General features: G+C 41.4%; 12 protein-coding genes. 10 read left to right on the forward strand and 2 right to left on the reverse strand.

Going from position 1 to position 18,139, the window contains the following annotated elements:
• Positions 1 to 6: 6 nt before the first annotated feature.
• On the reverse strand, positions 7 to 819 hold the full coding sequence (locus MB380_RS12775) for an oxidoreductase (protein ID WP_253523164.1): 813 nt from the start codon (positions 817 to 819) through the stop codon (positions 7 to 9).
• A gap of 368 nt (positions 820 to 1,187) precedes the next feature.
• On the opposite strand from MB380_RS12775, the gene MB380_RS12780 reads away from it, so the two are divergent.
• From MB380_RS12780 to MB380_RS12790, 3 genes are all read left to right on the forward strand, one after another.
• Positions 1,188 to 1,550, forward strand: coding sequence for a DUF4260 domain-containing protein (locus MB380_RS12780; protein ID WP_253523167.1), 363 nt, complete (start codon positions 1,188 to 1,190; stop codon positions 1,548 to 1,550).
• 311 nt (positions 1,551 to 1,861) lie between these two features.
• Positions 1,862 to 3,244, forward strand: coding sequence for a TlpA disulfide reductase family protein (locus MB380_RS12785; protein WP_253523171.1), 1,383 nt, complete (start codon positions 1,862 to 1,864; stop codon positions 3,242 to 3,244).
• Positions 3,245 to 3,290: 46 nt separating this feature from the next.
• On the forward strand, positions 3,291 to 3,449 hold the full coding sequence (locus MB380_RS12790; protein WP_253523174.1) for a hypothetical protein: 159 nt from the start codon (positions 3,291 to 3,293) through the stop codon (positions 3,447 to 3,449).
• Between the two features lie 89 nt (positions 3,450 to 3,538).
• Here MB380_RS12790 and MB380_RS12795 read toward each other — a convergent pair whose 3' ends face one another.
• Entirely contained in the window at positions 3,539 to 7,696 is a 4,158-nt protein-coding gene (locus tag MB380_RS12795) for a PAS domain-containing sensor histidine kinase (protein WP_253523177.1), read from the reverse strand.
• A 1,366-nt stretch (positions 7,697 to 9,062) separates the two neighbouring features.
• On the opposite strand from MB380_RS12795, the gene MB380_RS12800 reads away from it, so the two are divergent.
• The 7 genes from MB380_RS12800 to MB380_RS12830 all read left to right on the forward strand — a co-directional run bounded on the left by MB380_RS12800 (position 9,063) and on the right by MB380_RS12830 (position 18,094).
• The gene (locus MB380_RS12800) at positions 9,063 to 9,260 is read left to right on the forward strand and encodes a hypothetical protein (protein WP_253523180.1); all 198 of its coding nucleotides are present in this window, start codon (positions 9,063 to 9,065) and stop codon (positions 9,258 to 9,260) included.
• Between the two features lie 44 nt (positions 9,261 to 9,304).
• A complete protein-coding gene (locus tag MB380_RS12805; RefSeq protein ID WP_253523183.1) occupies positions 9,305 to 11,590 on the forward strand; it encodes a S8 family serine peptidase in 2,286 nt (761 codons plus the stop codon).
• 121 nt (positions 11,591 to 11,711) lie between these two features.
• Positions 11,712 to 12,119, forward strand: a complete 408-nt coding sequence (gene mce / locus MB380_RS12810; RefSeq protein ID WP_253523186.1) for a methylmalonyl-CoA epimerase — start codon at positions 11,712 to 11,714, stop codon at positions 12,117 to 12,119.
• 536 nt (positions 12,120 to 12,655) lie between these two features.
• A complete protein-coding gene (pheT, locus tag MB380_RS12815; protein ID WP_253523188.1) occupies positions 12,656 to 15,088 on the forward strand; it encodes a phenylalanine--tRNA ligase subunit beta in 2,433 nt (810 codons plus the stop codon).
• A gap of 428 nt (positions 15,089 to 15,516) precedes the next feature.
• Positions 15,517 to 16,881 carry a hypothetical protein gene (locus MB380_RS12820; RefSeq protein ID WP_253523191.1) on the forward strand — a complete coding sequence of 455 codons (1,365 nt, stop codon included), beginning with the start codon at positions 15,517 to 15,519 and terminating at the stop codon, positions 16,879 to 16,881.
• 53 nt (positions 16,882 to 16,934) lie between these two features.
• Positions 16,935 to 17,213 carry a transposase gene (locus MB380_RS12825; protein ID WP_253523194.1) on the forward strand — a complete coding sequence of 93 codons (279 nt, stop codon included), beginning with the start codon at positions 16,935 to 16,937 and terminating at the stop codon, positions 17,211 to 17,213.
• 44 nt (positions 17,214 to 17,257) lie between these two features.
• Positions 17,258 to 18,094 carry an IS3 family transposase gene (locus tag MB380_RS12830; RefSeq protein ID WP_253523198.1) on the forward strand — a complete coding sequence of 279 codons (837 nt, stop codon included), beginning with the start codon at positions 17,258 to 17,260 and terminating at the stop codon, positions 18,092 to 18,094.
• The last annotated feature ends 45 nt before the right edge of the window (positions 18,095 to 18,139 follow it).

Raw genomic sequence — 18,139 nt, forward strand, 5'->3', positions numbered from 1 at the left:
AAAACGTTATTTCATCTGACTCATAATCAATCGGTCGAAGAATTTATCTGACAGAATGCTTCTGAAAAACAACATCAGCTTTGCACCTGAAGCGCCAACATATCTGGTCTTTGGATTAGCCGCTTCAATTCCTTTTTTAATGAGTTTTGCAATCACAATAGGGTCGGCGGCGTCTTTTTGAATAGTAGCATACATATTGTTTACGCCTTTTGCCAGTGTGCTGTATGCTGTACTACCTGAAACACCCATCATATATCCGGCGCCCAGCCCTGTCATTTCTGATTTTGTTCCGCCGGGTTCAATCACAATTACATCAATTCCAAAGACTTTCACCTCTTTTCTTAGGGCATCACTCAAACCCTCAATGGCAAATTTACTGGCATGATACCAGCTTCCCATAGGTAAGGTTACCTTGCCCCCTACCGATGATATATTCACTATTTTGCCATAGTTATTTTTCCGCATGGTCGGCAATACTAATTGTATCAGTCGAGCCACGGCAAAAACGTTGACTTCCATCTGATATCTGGCATCGGCCATTGGCATATCTTCTAAAGCGCCATAATAGCCAGAACCTGCATTGTTGATTAAAATATCTATACTGCCTGTTTCTTTTATGATATGTTCAATGCAGGCCACCATACTATCTTCGCGGGTAACGTCTAATGCAACAGGTACAATGCTGAATGCCATAAGATCCTGCATTTTTTCAATTCTTCGTGCGCCACCATAAACCTTATAACCATTTTGAGCCAGATAAATTGCGGTTGCTCTCCCGATTCCTGATGAGGCTCCTGTAACTAAAACTGTCTTTGCCATCTTTTTGAGTATTTGTATGAATAATGAGGCAAAGGTGAATAGTTCACAACTGATTTGTTTTGCCATTTGGCAAAAAGCAAAGATTGGCGTAAAAATATGCTCTAATAAAATTTATGATGATTGAATATACACAAAATACCCCGGTCTTGCACCGTTCCGTTCAAAAAGATGAAAATTCAACTCAAGCCACAAAATTTTGAACCCTACCTTTGGTTATCCATTTTCTTATGCCTTCTGTAACTACATCACCCACCGCGAACAAGATGTTCGCGCCACAAGGCATTGCAAAATCTTGATTTTTATCAAGACCAACCGGGGTTTTTATTCAGACCTTTGCAACAGACATTAAACATTAAATAAATAAAGCAATGAAAAATTTACTGACACTCGAAGAATTAGGCCAATTGATACTTTCTGTATTCCTTTTTAATCAGCTTCCTTATGCCTGGTGGGTTTTTCCGGCCTGTATATTGCTGCCTGATTTATCTATGGTTGGCTACCTGCATAACACCAGAACAGGGGCGTTTTTATACAATTTTTTCCATCATAAATTGCTGGCCGTGCTGGTTATAGGTGCAGGTTTTGGCTTTAACATTCCGCTTGTGGGGCTGGTGGGTGTGATATTGTTCGGCCATTCGGCAATGGACAGAATTTTTGGCTATGGCCTGAAATATAACGACAGCTTTAAAAATACGCATCTGGGGGTAATCGGGCAAAACGCCAAGGCTTAGTGCCTGCCATAGCCATTTTTTAACTATATGGCCTGCTCATTGTCTGAAGTGTCTCTTGCGTTTGCTCTTTTGCACAACACAAGAGGCACTTCTTTTTTGGTGCTATTGGGGTGGGTTAATGGTTTAATAATCCGCCTGATTCATACCGCTAAATAACAATACCTTGCGCCAGCCCGTTTTATTGCCTACTATTGCAGGTAATTGGTATGTGGCTATTATAGCTGTGAAAGCCCTGCCGGAATACTTTTTTCCACCAATGCAAGTTGCAGACCTTACTGCTGGGCTGTGCCTTGCCTGCAAATGATTGCCTCATGAAAAAACTCTGTTTTCTGCCTTTAATTGTATTTCTTGCCTGCTCGCCCGATCATAAAAAGCAAGACAAGCAGGCAGGTAAATCTGCAGACACTGTTACTATTGTTTTCAGGTCGGCTGAAACTGACCAGCTTTGGGTGCACCCTGCCATGACACTGAAAGAAACGGAAACATTGGAGCCTTCTTATCAGATGAATCCCGGTGATACCCTGACCTTACAGCTCAATGCTGCCCTGCAAACGCTTAGTCTTGACTATCAGTTTGTTTGGGGCATGGAATTTATCGTTTCGCCCGGAGATACCATTGTAGCAGAGGTTGAAACACAACAGAAAAACGTGTACAGGTTGGTAAATGGTAAAAGGCAGGCCATAAAAAGCGTTGAGGAAGAAACCTACTGCGATACCAGCGCCTTACATGCACTGAAACTGCAAATGAAAAAAAGCCTGGATCTGAAAGCCACCCAACCTGCCGCAGCTTTGAGGGCATATATTGGTGCCAATGAGGCTTATTTTGGACGCAAACGCGACTCTCTGTTAAGCATAGCCAGCCCAAGAGCCAGGCTGCTGGCTGATGTGGTACTGGCCGACCAATATGGCCATTTAATGGATTTTAATGCTGAATTTAAAGATGCCGGACTGGAACAGACTTTGGTGTCTGACAAGTACCTTAACCGGCAAAACTTTAATAACCGCCACCTGACACCCATCTTTAATGCTTACCAATACCATTATATAACCAGAAACGCGATGGATAAACCGTTGGCCGAGCGATATAAGAGCGCATTTACGGGTTTCCCGGAAGAAATGGAGGCAACATTTAAGCTGAGCACCATCATAGAGATGATTCTGCATAAGTATGACCGCAAAACGCTGATAGCCTACATTGATGATTATAAGCACGTTTTTGGCTCGAACAAGACGCTGGAATACTGGATGAAAGAGATTGACTACGGCACCCCTGTAAGTAACGACCTTTACCTGACAAATACCCAAAACAACCGGACAACCTGGAAAGACCTGCTGAAACAATGGAGAGGGAAGGTAGTGTATGTTGACTTCTGGGCCAGCTGGTGCGGCCCCTGCATTGGCGAAATGCCGTATTCTAAAAAACTGAAAAGTGAGCTGAAAGACGTAGAATTTGTGTATCTGGCACTGAACGACGAAGAACAACCCTGGGAAAAAGCCCTTGAAAAGTACGAGATTACCGAGAAAAGCTACCTGATAACCAACTCAAAAACATCGGCCTTTATAACCGACCACCAGATAAACACCATACCGCGCTACATGATTATCAACAAAAAAGGAGAGATAGTCAATGCTGATGCCCCAAGGCCATCGTCGACGGAAATCAGTTATTTGCTGAAAGCAGAACTGAGCAGGTAAATCTATTTGAGACTTTACACTACCGGCAGAAACCGCCAATGGCTGAATGCTTCAGATTTTTTTGGTGCATCCGTGGTTAGCTGTGAAGGTTACCGGAGTAAACGGAGTGGGTGTGTTCAGGTATAGCAGTAGAGACAGGGCATTGCCCTGTCTAATCCCGTCTAGGCGACAGCTATTCAGCATTGCCGGTGTGTTTCTGGCATAGTGCCAAAGTTCAGTATTTTCAGAGAACAGCCGCTCCGGCTGATTGCATAATCAACCGGGCGGGGAGGTAACCAAAAGGATTGTTGCGCTTTATGTGGCTGAGCGATTAAACCTGAGTTTAAATGTGGTGCCTACATTTACCGTACTTTCTACTTCAATGGTGCCGCCAAGGCTTTCCATTTGTGACTTAACCAAAAACAAACCCAAGCCTATGCTGTTCGGGCGGTCGTGAAAACGCTGATATAAGCCAAAAAGCTTTTCTTTATGAAGTTCTACATCAAATCCGATACCATTGTCAGAAAAAACAAGAACAATCTCTTTATCTGTCTTTTGGGTTTCAATTTTGATTTTCAGGCTGCGGTCGGTCGCTCTGTACTTGAGGGCATTGGTCATGAGATTCATGAGAATACTCTCCATGTAAGTTTCTGTAAAAACTACGCTTGGTGCAAGTTCAAAATGGGTTTCAATGTCGGCTTCAGCTTCCTGAATCAGAAAATTCAGTTGGTTTTTTATTTGCAGCAGTATTTGCTCAAAATATACCTCTTTATATTCTATGGTGTTGTTTTCCTTAATTATCAGAATTTTTATCAGGTCATCCAGTGTATTGCTGAGTTGAAGGGTGGATGCCCTGAAACCATCAATAATAACTTTCAGCACCTGGTCTTCAATCTGTATTTCTTCAAGCAGCTGAATAAACCCTAACAGATTTGATAAGGGCGCTCTCAGGTTATGAGAGGTAATGAAAGAGAAGTTTCTCAGGTCATTGTTTCTCTTGTTCAGCGTGTATATCAGATTTTCACGTTCAATATCCAGATTTTTACGCTCGGTTATGTCTCTGAAATTAACCACTATGGCATTTACTGCGGCATCGTTCAGCAAATTCTGGCAACTGGCTTCCAGCCAAAGATAGCTTCCGTCTTTGCAAAGACTCCGATACTCAAAATACCGGGTTATTTTAGGATTCTTAGCCACATCAAAAAATGCCTTTGAAACAGTTTCTACGTCATCGGGGTGAACCAGGTCAAATCTTGCTTGGCCAATCAGATCGCTTTCCTCATATCCAAGAATCTTAATCCCGGACTGGCTAATCTCTTGCATTATTCCATCCGGGCCCATCAGGCATAACCCATCGTTGCTGTTTTGTAAAAGGCTTCTGAAACGTCTCTCATTATCTCTGATTTTCGCCTGGGCCTTCATTTTTTCAGAAACATCGCGGGCAATTCTTGATATGCCCACAATATTGCCGTTATTATCTTTTATGGGCGACGCCGTTATAGAAATATCCAGCAATTGGCCTGATTTGTTAATCCTTTGGGTCTCGTAATAATTAACAGGCTCGCCTTTGTATATTTTGTTGAAAATTTCTTCTTCTTCGGCTAAACGTTCAGGCGGCACAATCAGGTAAATGCTGTTACCGATTATTTCTTTATCTTCATAACCAAACATTCTGGCGGCTCCTTTATTCCAGCTTATGATATTTTTCTTTGTATCAAGGCTTAAAATGGCATCTTCTGAACTATTGATTATTGATACCAGGAGGTCTTGCTGTTCTTCGAACAATTTACGCTCTGTTATATCTCTGAAACTGCCCACAATCGCATTAATTTCAGGTTTGTGTAACATATTGGTCAGGGTTCCCTCCAGCCAAAGAAAATTATCCTCTTTGTTGAGCAATCTTAAGGTACATAAAAAAGGAACTTCCGGATTATGGAAAGACCTTTTAAAGCATGTCATTACATTATCCAGATCCTCCGGGTGTATCCGATCAAGAATAGCAGGTATTTTAGTTTCATCGTTCATGTAACCAAACACCTTTTGTATAGCAGGGCTAAGAAACTCTATACTTCGGTTTGCATCAATGAGAACCAGGAGGTCATGGCTGTTGGCAATAATAGACCTGAACTTCAACTCTCTTTTTGCTAACTCTTCCTCGGCTTCTTTTCTTTCTGTAATATCTCTGCCGGTAACGCATATACCGGTTATCTGCCCGTTTTCAATTACCGGGCTGATAGTATAATTAATCCATAAAAGCCGGTTGTGTGTTGAATAGGGGCGGTCATACCGAATGGTTTCGCTTTGCAATGCTCTGTCGAGGAAAGATTGAACGATGGCTTTTCTATCATCGGCAATAATTTCTAAAAGATGCCTTCCTACCATCATTTCAGTATTGGTATTAAAAAGTCCATACGAGTAAGCTTTCGTATTGAAGGTCTTTATTTTTCCATGGGTGTCTAGCAAAACAAATGCCTCAGAGGTATTATCAAAAATCGCTTTCAGGTTAGATTCTGAAATTTTGATGATCTCTAAAGCCTCTTTACGCTCGGTGACATCAGTATAGTTTGAAACAATGGCCTCTACGCTTTCATCATTCAAAAGGTTGGTGATGTAGCCTTCCACCCATTTATACGTACCGTTTTTGCATTTAAGCCGGTTCAGCCTTGGTACCGAAAGTTCTGGGTGTTTCAACAATTGCTCAAAAATGGATTCTGTTTCAATGGCCTGTTCTTCATGCATAAATAGCAGATTCCGTTTACCAATTACTTCCGTGTTGATATAGCCAGTCAGTTTTTCAAATGCCGGGCTTACATAAGAGATAATCCCCTCTGCGTTGGTCAGTATAATAATATCCTCTCCTTTTTCAATCAGCGCCCTGAAACGATTCTCACTTTTTATTTTCTGCTCTTCCGCTGTTTTACTAGCCGTAATGTCTCTGTAATTACAAACAATGGCCCCCACGTTTGCATCATGCAACAGGTTGGTAATGAGGCCTTCAAACCATAAATATTGCCCTTCCTTATTTTTTAACGGCAGCAAACGGTGAATAGGAACGCCCGGATTCTGAATAATTTCTGACCATGTAGTTACCGCCATTTCTAAAAAATCAGGATGCAGGCAATCCAAAAACAAATTGGGGTTGTTTATGCTGTCTTCAAAGGTAAATCCTGTAATTTTCTCAAAAGCAGGGCTTGCATACTCTATTATCCCTTTTTCATCAGTCAGAATTATTATATCACTTGCATTTTCAACCAGCGACCTGAACCGGTTTTCATTTTTCACCACCTCTGCTTCGGCCAGTATGCGCTCGGTGGCATCCTGATAATTGGAAACAATTGCCCCAACGTTTTCATCGTTTAGCATATTGGTTACCAAACCTTCCAGATACACATCGTGGCCATCTTTATGCTGAAAATGCAAAATACATGAGATAGGAATGCCGGGTTTTTCTAATGACTCCTGAAAAGTCTTTCTTGCTTTTTCGGCGTTATCGGGATGCAAGCCTGAAACAAATAAACCGGGATTTTTCTGAAGCTCTGAAAAGTAGATTCCGGTAACTTTTTCAAATGCGGGGCTTACATAATTCACATTTCCGCTTTTATCATTCACAATGAGTATATCAGATGAGTTTTCTACCAAAGCTCTGAAACGCCTTTCGCTTAGCTCCAATAGTTTTTCTGCTTTCTTTCTGATACTAATATCACTAATAAAAGTACCCACCTGAATTTCGCCATTGCTTGTTTGATAAGTAACTGACGAAAGTTCAACCGGAAACCGCTCGCCATTCTTTCTGATAGCGGTGGCTTCACCATAATTCCTGCCTAGTCTATTTCTTTCATCTAAAAAACGCAGAAATTCTTTATCTGTATGGTCAATAATTACTTTCCGGTTTAATTGCTTAAACTCTTCTATGCTGTATCCAAACATTTCAACAGCAGAATCATTGACGTCGAGAATATCGCCGTTCAAATTACCTAAAAAGAACGCATCCAATGAGTTTTCAATAATTTTCTTACATTTATTCTCATGGCTTTGAATGTCTGACTCGGCCTTTTTTAGAAGAGACATATCAACAGCCGAGACAAAAACGCCAACAATTGCCTTTTGCTTGTTATAAATAGGTTTGTACTTATTTCTGCAGGTCAGCCGGGTATTCTCATTTATCGGCATATCCACATCTATTATAAGGGTTTCACCTTTCAGTGCCCGCTCATAAGCGTTTCGCGCAATTTCTTTTCTGCCTTCTGGCGCATAGTCCAGAATATTATTCCCCTTTTTTACTGACCTTCCGAAGTATCTCTGATAGAGCGCTTTAAAATTAACACCAAAATCGACTATGATTAAGTTAGTATCAATAATCAAAAAACTGTCTTCGCTGTAGTTGTCCAGCAGGTCTTTATAATCAAGTTTTTCTGATAACAAAGAGGAAAAATTATTTTCATTAGGATTCGATTTCATACGCGAACGAAGCATGTTTAAGTTATCAGCCTTGCTTCAAATCAGGCAGGTGATAATTGTTTTTCAGGTTTCTCTTTTTAAGAGAATAATTTATAGGTGCATATTTCTCTAAAAACAGGTTTTTTAGAGAAATGGTTAATGGTTTCCTTAAATAATCTGTAACCATTGTATGTATAGAGCGTAATCGGTTTTTCTGCTGGTAAATTAGACGATGAGCGAATTACGAAACAGGTTTTATTAAATACCTGATGAAAGTTGCCAGTAAATTCAACCGGAATACCTGCCCGGATATAATGGGGGTATGTTGATCCGGAAAAATCAATTGAGGGCAACCATTAGCCTTGTAAACAGATATTGCTTTGAAAGAAGCAAAGGCTTTTTAGCTATTTAATAGGGCGATTATTGCGTTTGCAAATGAGTTCATTGATAATAGTAGTTTTGTAAAAGTCAAAGTATTTATATGGTAATTATATGGTAATTAATACGGCGTATTTTTTACCATTAAGCGAATTTTTCTGCAGTAATCAGATAATGCAGTACCCTGGATAAATCACGGTTATACTGCCATTAATAAATTCATGCCTGGTAATATTAACGAAGTTGTGCGAAGAAAGATGCAGATTTGCCGCAATTTACACAAACTTCCTGAAATGAAGAAAAAATGAGTATAAATACTCAAAAAAATAAAAATCAGAGCAATGATACTATCCATCTTTAGTTATAATTAACTAAAATTATATTTGGTTTGGCATTTTTAATGCTAAAAAATACAAGGCTTTCTAAATACTGTTCTTCTGAAAAGCAGCTTTTCTTTAAGTAAATGATGTATTTTCTGATTGGATATTTACTAAACCTATAGCTGGTAAGGGCGCAAAAAAAACTGAGGTTACGGTCATCATCTCACAATACCTCCACATACCCATCTACCCCGTTTACTTTTATTTGTTGGCCGTCTTTTTCTGTTATCCTCCGGCGGAGTTTCTCTCATTTGCCTGTACATATACGTGTTAACGAGCCTCTGCCGGGATAAAGCTCTAAAATCCAGAAAATTATAGCCCATCATAACCACCGCGTAGGCTCACTGACTCATACAACCCTGCGTGCCGAATGCACTGCCGGTATGCGGATCCTGCCAGGCAGGTTTAACGCAATTTCTTTTGCATTGTTCCGCCCTGTTTACCGTTAACTAAATTTTTCTTGATTAAAGAACCACATTTCAAACCATTTGAAAACAATTTAGTTATATTTATTCATTGGAAATTACAATATCTATTTCTAAGGAAATTGGAATTGAAAATGCTCCAAAAAACAAAAGATTGAATTAAAAAAACTGTGACACACTTTATGCTGCCTGAACTAACAAAGACCGCACAAGGCTGCTATGCAGCTTCTATTGCCGGCCAAAGCCCGGCACTTATTACTCAATTACGAATCGGCCACATGGGAGGGCCATGAAAACTGCGTTTACATCATTCATCTGCCGGAAGAATGGAGCCATTCAGGAACAAATCTCTATTTTAAAACCTGTCAGATTCTGCCAATCTTCGTTGCCCGGGTATTTATACCGGGGCCGCTGTGACCATCCTTATCAATGAATTTACAACCAAAAAAACTACAATAATCATGAAAACACTTTTTCTTGCCTTGCTTTTCATTTCATTTGCTTCTATGGGGCAAAAGAACAGCGCCTTCTATTATTATTTCGACCAGAAAATCTCTATCCAGAAAGACTCTTCCGCTGTTTTACTGATTGGCAGCAGTGCTGAGGAAGCCGGGCAGGTGGGTAAGTTTCTGGCCGAATCAAAAATCAGTTACAGCCTGCAAAGCCCTTATAAGCATATTGTAAAAGTACCTTCCAGGTCGTTGCCGGTAAACAAAACCAATTTCAACAGAGCATTGAAAGAAAAGTACCCGAAAGTTTATATCAGCTACGCCTACACCTACGAAGGAAGTGAGCTGTTTGCACTGAATGAAATACTGATTAAGCCTAAAGTGGCATTGTCAGAAATTGAAAAGAGATTCAGCAATAACATCCGCATCAAAAAAGTAAAAAAATATAATACGGCCGTGCTGGAGGTTCTGGCTGATAAAGATGTGCTGGAGGTGGCTAACCAAATCTATGAAAGCGGCCTGACAGAATGGTGCCAGCCGAATTTTATTGCCGAACGTAAGTTAGGCAATACGCTGTATCCTGACCAATATTACCTACATAACACCGGGCAATTTGGCGGCACGGCAGGCATAGACATCAACGCACCAGAGGCCTGGGCTTTAACAGCTGGCTGTGGCGTAAGAGTAGCCGTGGTAGACCAGGGCGTAAACAACCACGATGACATGGACGGCCGGGTGGCTGCCGGTTTTGACCCCGGCAATACCACCAATCCGGGCGCCCCACTGGTGGCAGACGATAATCATGGGGTGGCTTGTGCGGGTATCATTGCGGCCTCAAACAATACCATTGGTATCAGAGGTATTGCCAGCAATGCCATTATTGTACCGGCTAAAATATTTAATGGTAACACTGCCTACAGTGATGGTGATATTGCTGATGCCATTGACTGGGCCTGGGATGAAGGCAACGCCGCTATACTGAGCAATTCATGGGGTGGCGGAAGCCCCTCTACAAACATTACCAATGCCATTAACAATGCCACTACCCTGGGCAGAGGGTCTTTAGGGGCGGTAGTGGTGTTTTCCGCGGGTAACGGTTATCCTACTTATACTGATGTGGCCTACCCTGCCAGCCTCAGCAACGTACTGGCCGTAGGCGCTGTTGATAAAAACGGCAGCATCTGGGGTTACAGCCAGCGTGGCAGCGCACTGGACATTGTAGCTCCGTCGGGCGATGTCAATTTAAATGGCGATGTAAGAACTACCGACCGCATGGGTTCAGCCGGATATTCATCAGGCGACTACGCCAATAATTTTGGTGGTACCTCTGCCGCTGCGCCACAGGCATCTGGCGTAGCAGCGTTGATACTTTCGGTTAATCCGGGCCTTTCACAAGCCCAGGTACGAACCATTATTCAGCAAACCGCTACCGACATGGGCTCATCAGGTTTTGATAATACCTTCGGAAACGGCAGGCTCAATGCGCAGGCGGCAGTGATAGCAGCCGTTGGCGGCCCCATTACAGGCCCTGATCTGGTTTGCACCAATGGCAGCTTTTCGCTTACCGGCACGGCTCCCGGCTCGGTTACGTGGTCATCTGGCAATACATCTATCCTTACCATTAATTCTTCTACCGGCTATGCTACCCGGGTTGGTAACGGAGTCGTAACAATTACTGCCACCATTAGTACGTCTTGCGGAAATGTGCAAATTACCAAAACTACCTTTGCGGGGAATCCGGACCTGACCAAAAAAGTGAATGGCGTGGTTGCAGGTACGGTAGAGGTTTTCGGTGGCAATACGTATAGCCTGCTGGCATCATCTAACAGCCCTGGCACTTCATTTAACTATAACGACTACACCGGCAGCGGAACCATCTCTTTAACCATTTATAACCCCAGCTCGGCCAGCACCAATATGTATGTTTCTTCTACCTCTACCAATGGCAACCGATTTGTAAAGGTAACGGCCACCAATACCTGCGGCAGCTACAATGAAGACTTAGTTTTTTATGTAAGACCTTCTTTCAGACTGGCGTATCCGAATCCGGCCAAAGGACAGTTGACATTAGAGTTTAACGGCGTTGATGAGACTTTGCCCGATGCCATTGAGTTAATCAACGAAAAGTCTGGCAGGAAAGAAATGGCGCTGACCAAAGATGCAATTATGCGGGATATTCATAAACAACAGGATAACAAATACACCATTGACGTGAGTAAACTGGAACGCGGCACCTGGTATATGCGGGTAGTTAAAAAAGGAGCAAAAGCAGAGGTGATACGATTAATATTAGACTAATGCTTACAATCAATTAACCATAACCTGCAACCACGGGTTTTAACGGCAAACAGGATGATGCCCCGGCTATGTTTCGGTTTACCGAAATAATCCTTAATTTGCCGGAAATAAAACCTGTATTATGCTTACCAATGTAGAACATATCGGCATCGCCGTGAAAAACATGGCGGTGTCGAACAGTTTGTTTACCAAACTGCTCAACGTGGCACCCTATAAAGCCGAAGCTGTGGAAAGCGAAGGCGTGCTGACTTCTTTTTTTAAGGTGAATGCAACCAAAATAGAGCTGCTGGAAGCCAGCAACCCCAATAGCCCCATTGCAAAATTCATAGAAAAAAAAGGCGAGGGAATACACCACATTGCCTTTGAGGTTGACGACATACGTGCCGAAATGCAAAGGCTGGAAAGCGAAGGCTTTGTGCTGCTGAACAATGAACCCAAACCCGGTGCCGATAACAAACTGGTGTGTTTTTTACACCCCAAAAGCAGCAACGGCGTGCTGATAGAGCTTTGCCAGGAACGGCGCGACTGATAGCGTCTTGTTTTATGCCGCAAGGTTACACTAAGTAGGTAATTTTTTTTACCACGGAGGAGCTCAGAGTTATTCACAGCGTTTCACGAAGCAAGTAACTCAAAAACGCAAAAGAATAAAATCAACAACTAAAGATTGAACAACCTTAAAACATCATTTCCTGTTGAGGCAGACGGCCAGTCTACGATTAAAAATCGAGCGAGGGATATTGCGAAGTGAAATAGAATAAAGGATTTTTAATTGTACGAGTTAAATGATGCCTACTTTGCGGACGGCCAGTCTTGCTTACTTTTTTTCAGGTAAAAAAAGTAAGAGCCAAGAAATAAGAAATGTCTTTGAACCAAGTTTAAAGCAAAAATTATTAGAAGAAAAAGTAACAACTCAATAATAAGAAATGTCTTCGAGCTAAAGTCACTTCAAAGAAATAAGAAAACAATTAAAAGTAATACCCATCCTTATCCCAACCGAAATATCTATCTTTGCGGAAAAACCGGGCAGAGCGTACAGCCCGGCTGTTACATTCCAATTATTGTTGCATGAAAATTTCGTATAACTGGTTAAAGAGTCTGATTGATATTCAGGAATCGCCTGAAGAAATAGGTAAATTACTGACAGGAACAGGGCTGGAGGTAGAAGGAATTGAGGAGATAGAATCGGTAAAAGGTGGCCTGAAAGGCTTTGTGATTGGTGAGGTACTCACCTGCGAACCCTTCACCGTTAAAGAAAAACAACTGAGTTTAACCACAGTAGATATAGGCGCGGCCGAGGCGTCAACCATTGTCTGTGGAGCCGCCAACGTGCGCGCCGGACAAAAAGTGGTGGTGGCTACCCTGGGTACAACCATTTACTTTGCCGACGGCAAGTCTTTTACGATAGAAAAACGCAAGGTGTACGGGCATCCGTCAGAAGGCATGATATGTGCCGAAGACGAAATGGGCATTGGCACCTCGCATGACGGTATTCTGGTGCTGGATACCGACCTGCCCAATGGCACACCGGCGGCACAGTATTTCAAGATGGAGCCTGATTATCAGATTGAAATTGGCCTTACCCCCAACCGTGCCGACGCGGCCTCACATTTTGGTGTGGCGCGTGACTTGAAAGCCGTGCTGGGCCGTGAAGTAACTTTGCCATCGGTCGACAAATTTGCGGTGTCGGCTCAGAAAACAGACTTTACAGTTACCGTAGAAAACACCGAGGCTTGTCCACGTTTCTGCGGGCTGGAGATTCAGGGAGTAACCGTTCAGGAGTCGCCCGACTGGTTGAAAAAACGCCTGCTGGCTATCGGTCTGAACCCTATCAATAACATTGTCGACATCACCAATTATGTGTGCCATACGCTGGGGCAACCCATGCACGCCTTTGATGCCGACGAAGTGAAGGGCAAACAAATAATAGTGCGCGTGCCTGAAAAAGGCACCAAATTCGTTACGCTTGATGGCACCGAAAGAACGCTTTCTGGCTACGACCTGATGGTGTGCAATGCCGAAGAACCAATGGCGATTGCCGGGGTATTTGGCGGACAAAAATCGGGTATTAAATCAGGCACTACTAATATTTTCTTAGAGGTTGCCTATTTCAGCCCGGTTTGGGTGCGTCGTACTGCCACTTTCCATGGGCTGAAAACCGATGCGTCGTTTAGATATGAACGTGGCACCGACCCGAACATGCCGCCTTTTGCCATTCGCTTCGCTGCCCTGCTGGTGCAGGAATTGGCCGGTGGAACCATTCTGGATGGTGTGATAGACCATTACCCCAAGCCGATTGAAAACCTTGAAATACAGGTAAAACATAAGCATATTAACCGTTTGATAGGTAAAAACCTGGACGACGACCTGATAAAAACCATATTGGAAAGCCTTGATATAAAAGTGCTGACCGACGATGCCTTTGAAATGACCGTCAGCGTGCCGCCCTACCGCGTAGATGTAACCCGCGAGGCCGACGTAATTGAAGAGATTCTGCGCATTTATGGTTTCGATAACATTGAGCTTTCGGAGCATTTGCAGGCTGATTTCCTGTCGGGTTTCCCGGATAAAGATGCTGATAAACTGCAGATGCGCTTGATTGAGCTACTGGCAGCCAATGGTTTTAATGAGATTCAGACGCTTTCTATCACCAAACCGGCTTATAACGAGGCCATTCAAAGCCTTGCAAAAGGCGGACAGGTTACGTTATTGAACCCATTGAGCGAAGAGCTGTCGGTAATGCGCCAGAGCTTGTTGCTGACAGGTATGGAGTCGGTGGCGTATAACATTAACCGCCGCCAGAAAGACCTGAAACTGTTTGAGTTTGGTCGCGCTTACTTTACAAAACAGGAAGAAGGCCAAGACAAAAAATATAAAGAAAGTAAGCATCTGGGCTTGTGGTTGTCGGGCAATCAGCAGTCGGAGACCTGGTTGGCTGGTAGTAATCCTGTTACATTCCATGACATGGCGCTGGCTGTACAAAAAGTGCTAAAAGCCATGAAGGTTACTAAATTTGATACCCAGGACGCCAATTCACCGGTGTTTCAGTATGGTTTAACCTACCTTATCAATAAAAAACCAGTGGTAAGCCTCGGGCTGGTGAAACCATCCATTGCCCGGCTGGCCGATGTGAAACAGGCGGTGTTCTATGCGGATTTCGACTGGGAGTATCTGTTGAAACAGTATTCAGAGAAAGTGAATTATGTAGAGATACCGAAGTTCCCCGAGGTACGCCGCGACTTGTCGCTGGTGATAGATTCTGCCACCAGTTTTGATCAGGTGTCGGCCATTGCCAATAAAACAGAGCGTAACCTGTTGAAAGCCGTAAACGTATTTGATATTTACGAAGGCGAAAAACTGGGTGAAGGCAAAAAATCATACTCGGTAAGTTTCATACTACTAGACAAAGACAAAACCTTAACCGACGAAGTAATCGACAAAACCATGCAACGCCTGATAGCCGCGTATGAGAAAGAGTTGAGCGCGGTGATAAGGAAGTAGTTTAAAAATATTAAACCCATTTTCTGCGTAGAGACAGGGCATTGCCCTGTCTCTATCGTTATACACACCCATCCCCAAGAACTGAGTAAGGATTCTATATTTACCACGGGGTAGCACAGAGTAAAAAACACGGTGTTTCACAGAGGTTTATTCCTAGTGAAACTTCGTGCAAAACTTAGTGTTACTTTGTGGTTTTATAATGAAAAGTTCTGACTGAAACCAAGGTTTAATACGCCATTCTCACCCATCCGCAAGAACTGATTAAGGATTCTATATTTACCACGGGGTAGCAATTATTTGCTACTCCGTGGTTTTTTTATTTGTTTTATTTTCTGGGATTTATGGATAGTAGTATATTTGATAAAGGAAACTTATTAATTTTAATTCATAATACCTCTGTTTAGTTAATATTTACATAATAACACCACATGAAAAATACTGAGGAAGTTCTATCTGAGTTAAAAGACCTTATTCAGACAGATGGATATATATACTCACTTTGTTTAATTTTATTCGAAGATTTTCACTTTAATCTTGATAAAATACATGAAGTAAATCATAAGTCAAAATTGAGTAATAAAGAATGTACATTAATATTAGGCTTTTTGGTACAGGATGAGATAAATTTTACTATTCCTGAGTCATTTGAAGTATTGTTAAACCATAAGGAGAAGACATATACCTTAATGAAAGAATTGCAAGATTCATTGAATTTTACGAAGATGAATAAGCTCAGAGAAATTTTTACCAAATTTGAGAGCGGCGAAGAAATTGAAAGCTACAAAAATGATAAAATTGACTTTTTTATTAAAGATAGAGGAATGATTGAGCCGACATTCTATTCTGGAGATGGTGTATATGATTTTCAATACTTGGAAAATCTTGAGCGCAAATATAAGTTTGATTTGGACTGGCTTTTAGAAAATAGAAACTTTGAAGTCAACATAGTTCGTAATATCGTAAATCAAATTAAAAAAATTTTATTCGAAAAATCAAAAAGAGTTGCTCTAATAGATTTAAAAGGTATTTTCCCAAAAGTAACTAAGAAGGCTAGAAAGAAACTAAAAAGCCAATACACAGAGGAACAAATTAATAAATATGAGAAGGAAATCTATAATCAAGCAATGTTTTACCAATACAGGAATTTATTTTCTCCTATTTCTAGCGATGTTAATAAGGAAAAATTGAGTACCAATAGTTTAGAAGCCTTTTGCGGAAATTTGGTCGACTTATTTGTAATAAGAGAATCTGATTTTGAAAATAAAGACAGTATTCAAAGTTTTTTCCATAACTTTTCTTTCGAACCTAACTGTAATGCAGAGTTTAAAGGGCCTGGGTATTTTAACATATTAAATTCTCGTCCTTTAGTCAAGTTAAGTGAAGGGCGATATTTTGCACCAATAAATTATTTAATATCTGAAGCGGTTTATGAGAGTCCATTTTATTGGATGTGGGATGACTTAAGCTATCGTAATAACGTTTCAAAGCATAGAGGAGATGTTGGAGAAGAAATCGCATGGGAGTTTCTATCTAAAATATTTGGGATAGAATATACCTTCAAATCTGTTCTTATAAGGAATAAAAAAGGCCATCCAATTACTGATATAGATGTACTTTGTTTACTTGGTACTAAAGCTTTATGTGTACAAGTAAAATCAAAAAAATTAACGTATTTAGCAAAAAGAGGTGAATTTGAACAATTAACTAAAGATTTTAAAGGTGCTATTCAAGATGCATATAATCAAGGACTAATTTCAAGAAAAAGCATTATGGATGATAATGCAATACTATAGTTCCCCCCTAAAATAGTACCAGTAGTTAAGTTGAAAAGACTTAACTTACACCGATGAAAAAGACAAAGCGGAAGTTTACTACAGAGTTCAAATTACAGGTAATTCTGGATGCCTTGACTGAAAGGCAAACCTTATCGGCATTAAGCCAAAAGTACGGATTGCACAGCAACCAGATTTCGCTATGGAAGCAGGATTTTCTCAATAAAGCCAAACAGATTTTGCAGGCGAAGCCTGCAAATACTTCTGAGCAGGATATGGAGAAGAAGGAACTTTACAGTAAAATTGGTCAGTTACAGATGGAAGTTGATTTTCTTAAAAAAAAGTTATCCTGACTGACATCTCGGTACGATATAGTTGGTTAGATACGCATGAGCAGTTGAGTATCCGCAAACAAAGCGAACTGCTTTATATTGCTCGTTCAAGGCTGTATTACAAGCCTAAGTCGGAGGGTTTAGTCAATTTACACCTGATGCGATTAATTGATGAGCAATATACCCGAACGCCGTTTTATGGTGTTCCTCGCATGTACGAGTATCTACAAAGGGCTTGTCCTAGGTGGATACTTAATAAAAAGCGAATTGAACGCCTGTATGCAAAGATGGGATTACGAGCCGTTTTGCCAGGTCCGCATACCTCAAAACCCGATCCGAAGGCAACATATCGGTTTCCGTATTTGCTAAAAGGGTTAGAAATAGAACGAGCGAATCAGGTTTGGGCAGCCGACATAACCTACATCCCGATGAGTAGAGGATACCTGTATCTGTACGCTATTATTGACCTTTACAGCCGTTTCATTGTACATTGGGGAGTATCCAACTCGATGAATGCCGAGCGGTGTACCACCCTCACACGAGAGGCGATTGTACAGAGTGGAATACCGACTATTTTTAACACAGATCAGGGAAGTCAATTTACTTCAGTCTGCTTCCAGAATCTGATTAGAGAGTTCGGTATCAGCATGAGTATGGATGGTAAAGGAAGGGCGATTGATAATATTTTTATTGAGAGATTTTGGCGAACTCTCAAATATGAGTATGTTTACCTTAACCCAGCCAACGGAGGGCTTCAGTTTTACTTTGGATTAGATGAATACATCAGATATTATAATTTTCAAAGACCCCATGAGGCAATTGAAAAAATGACACCTGCCTCCAAATATGGCATTCAAAATTTAACTAATTTTTCAACCAAATATTCAACTTCGCTGGTTTAAGTTTGGGGGTAAGTTAAATACTTTACGATAATAATGGAAACCCAA

It is taken from the genome of Emticicia sp. 21SJ11W-3, assembly GCF_024138715.1.
GTDB classification, from domain to species: Bacteria; Bacteroidota; Bacteroidia; order Cytophagales; family Spirosomataceae; genus Emticicia; species Emticicia fluvialis.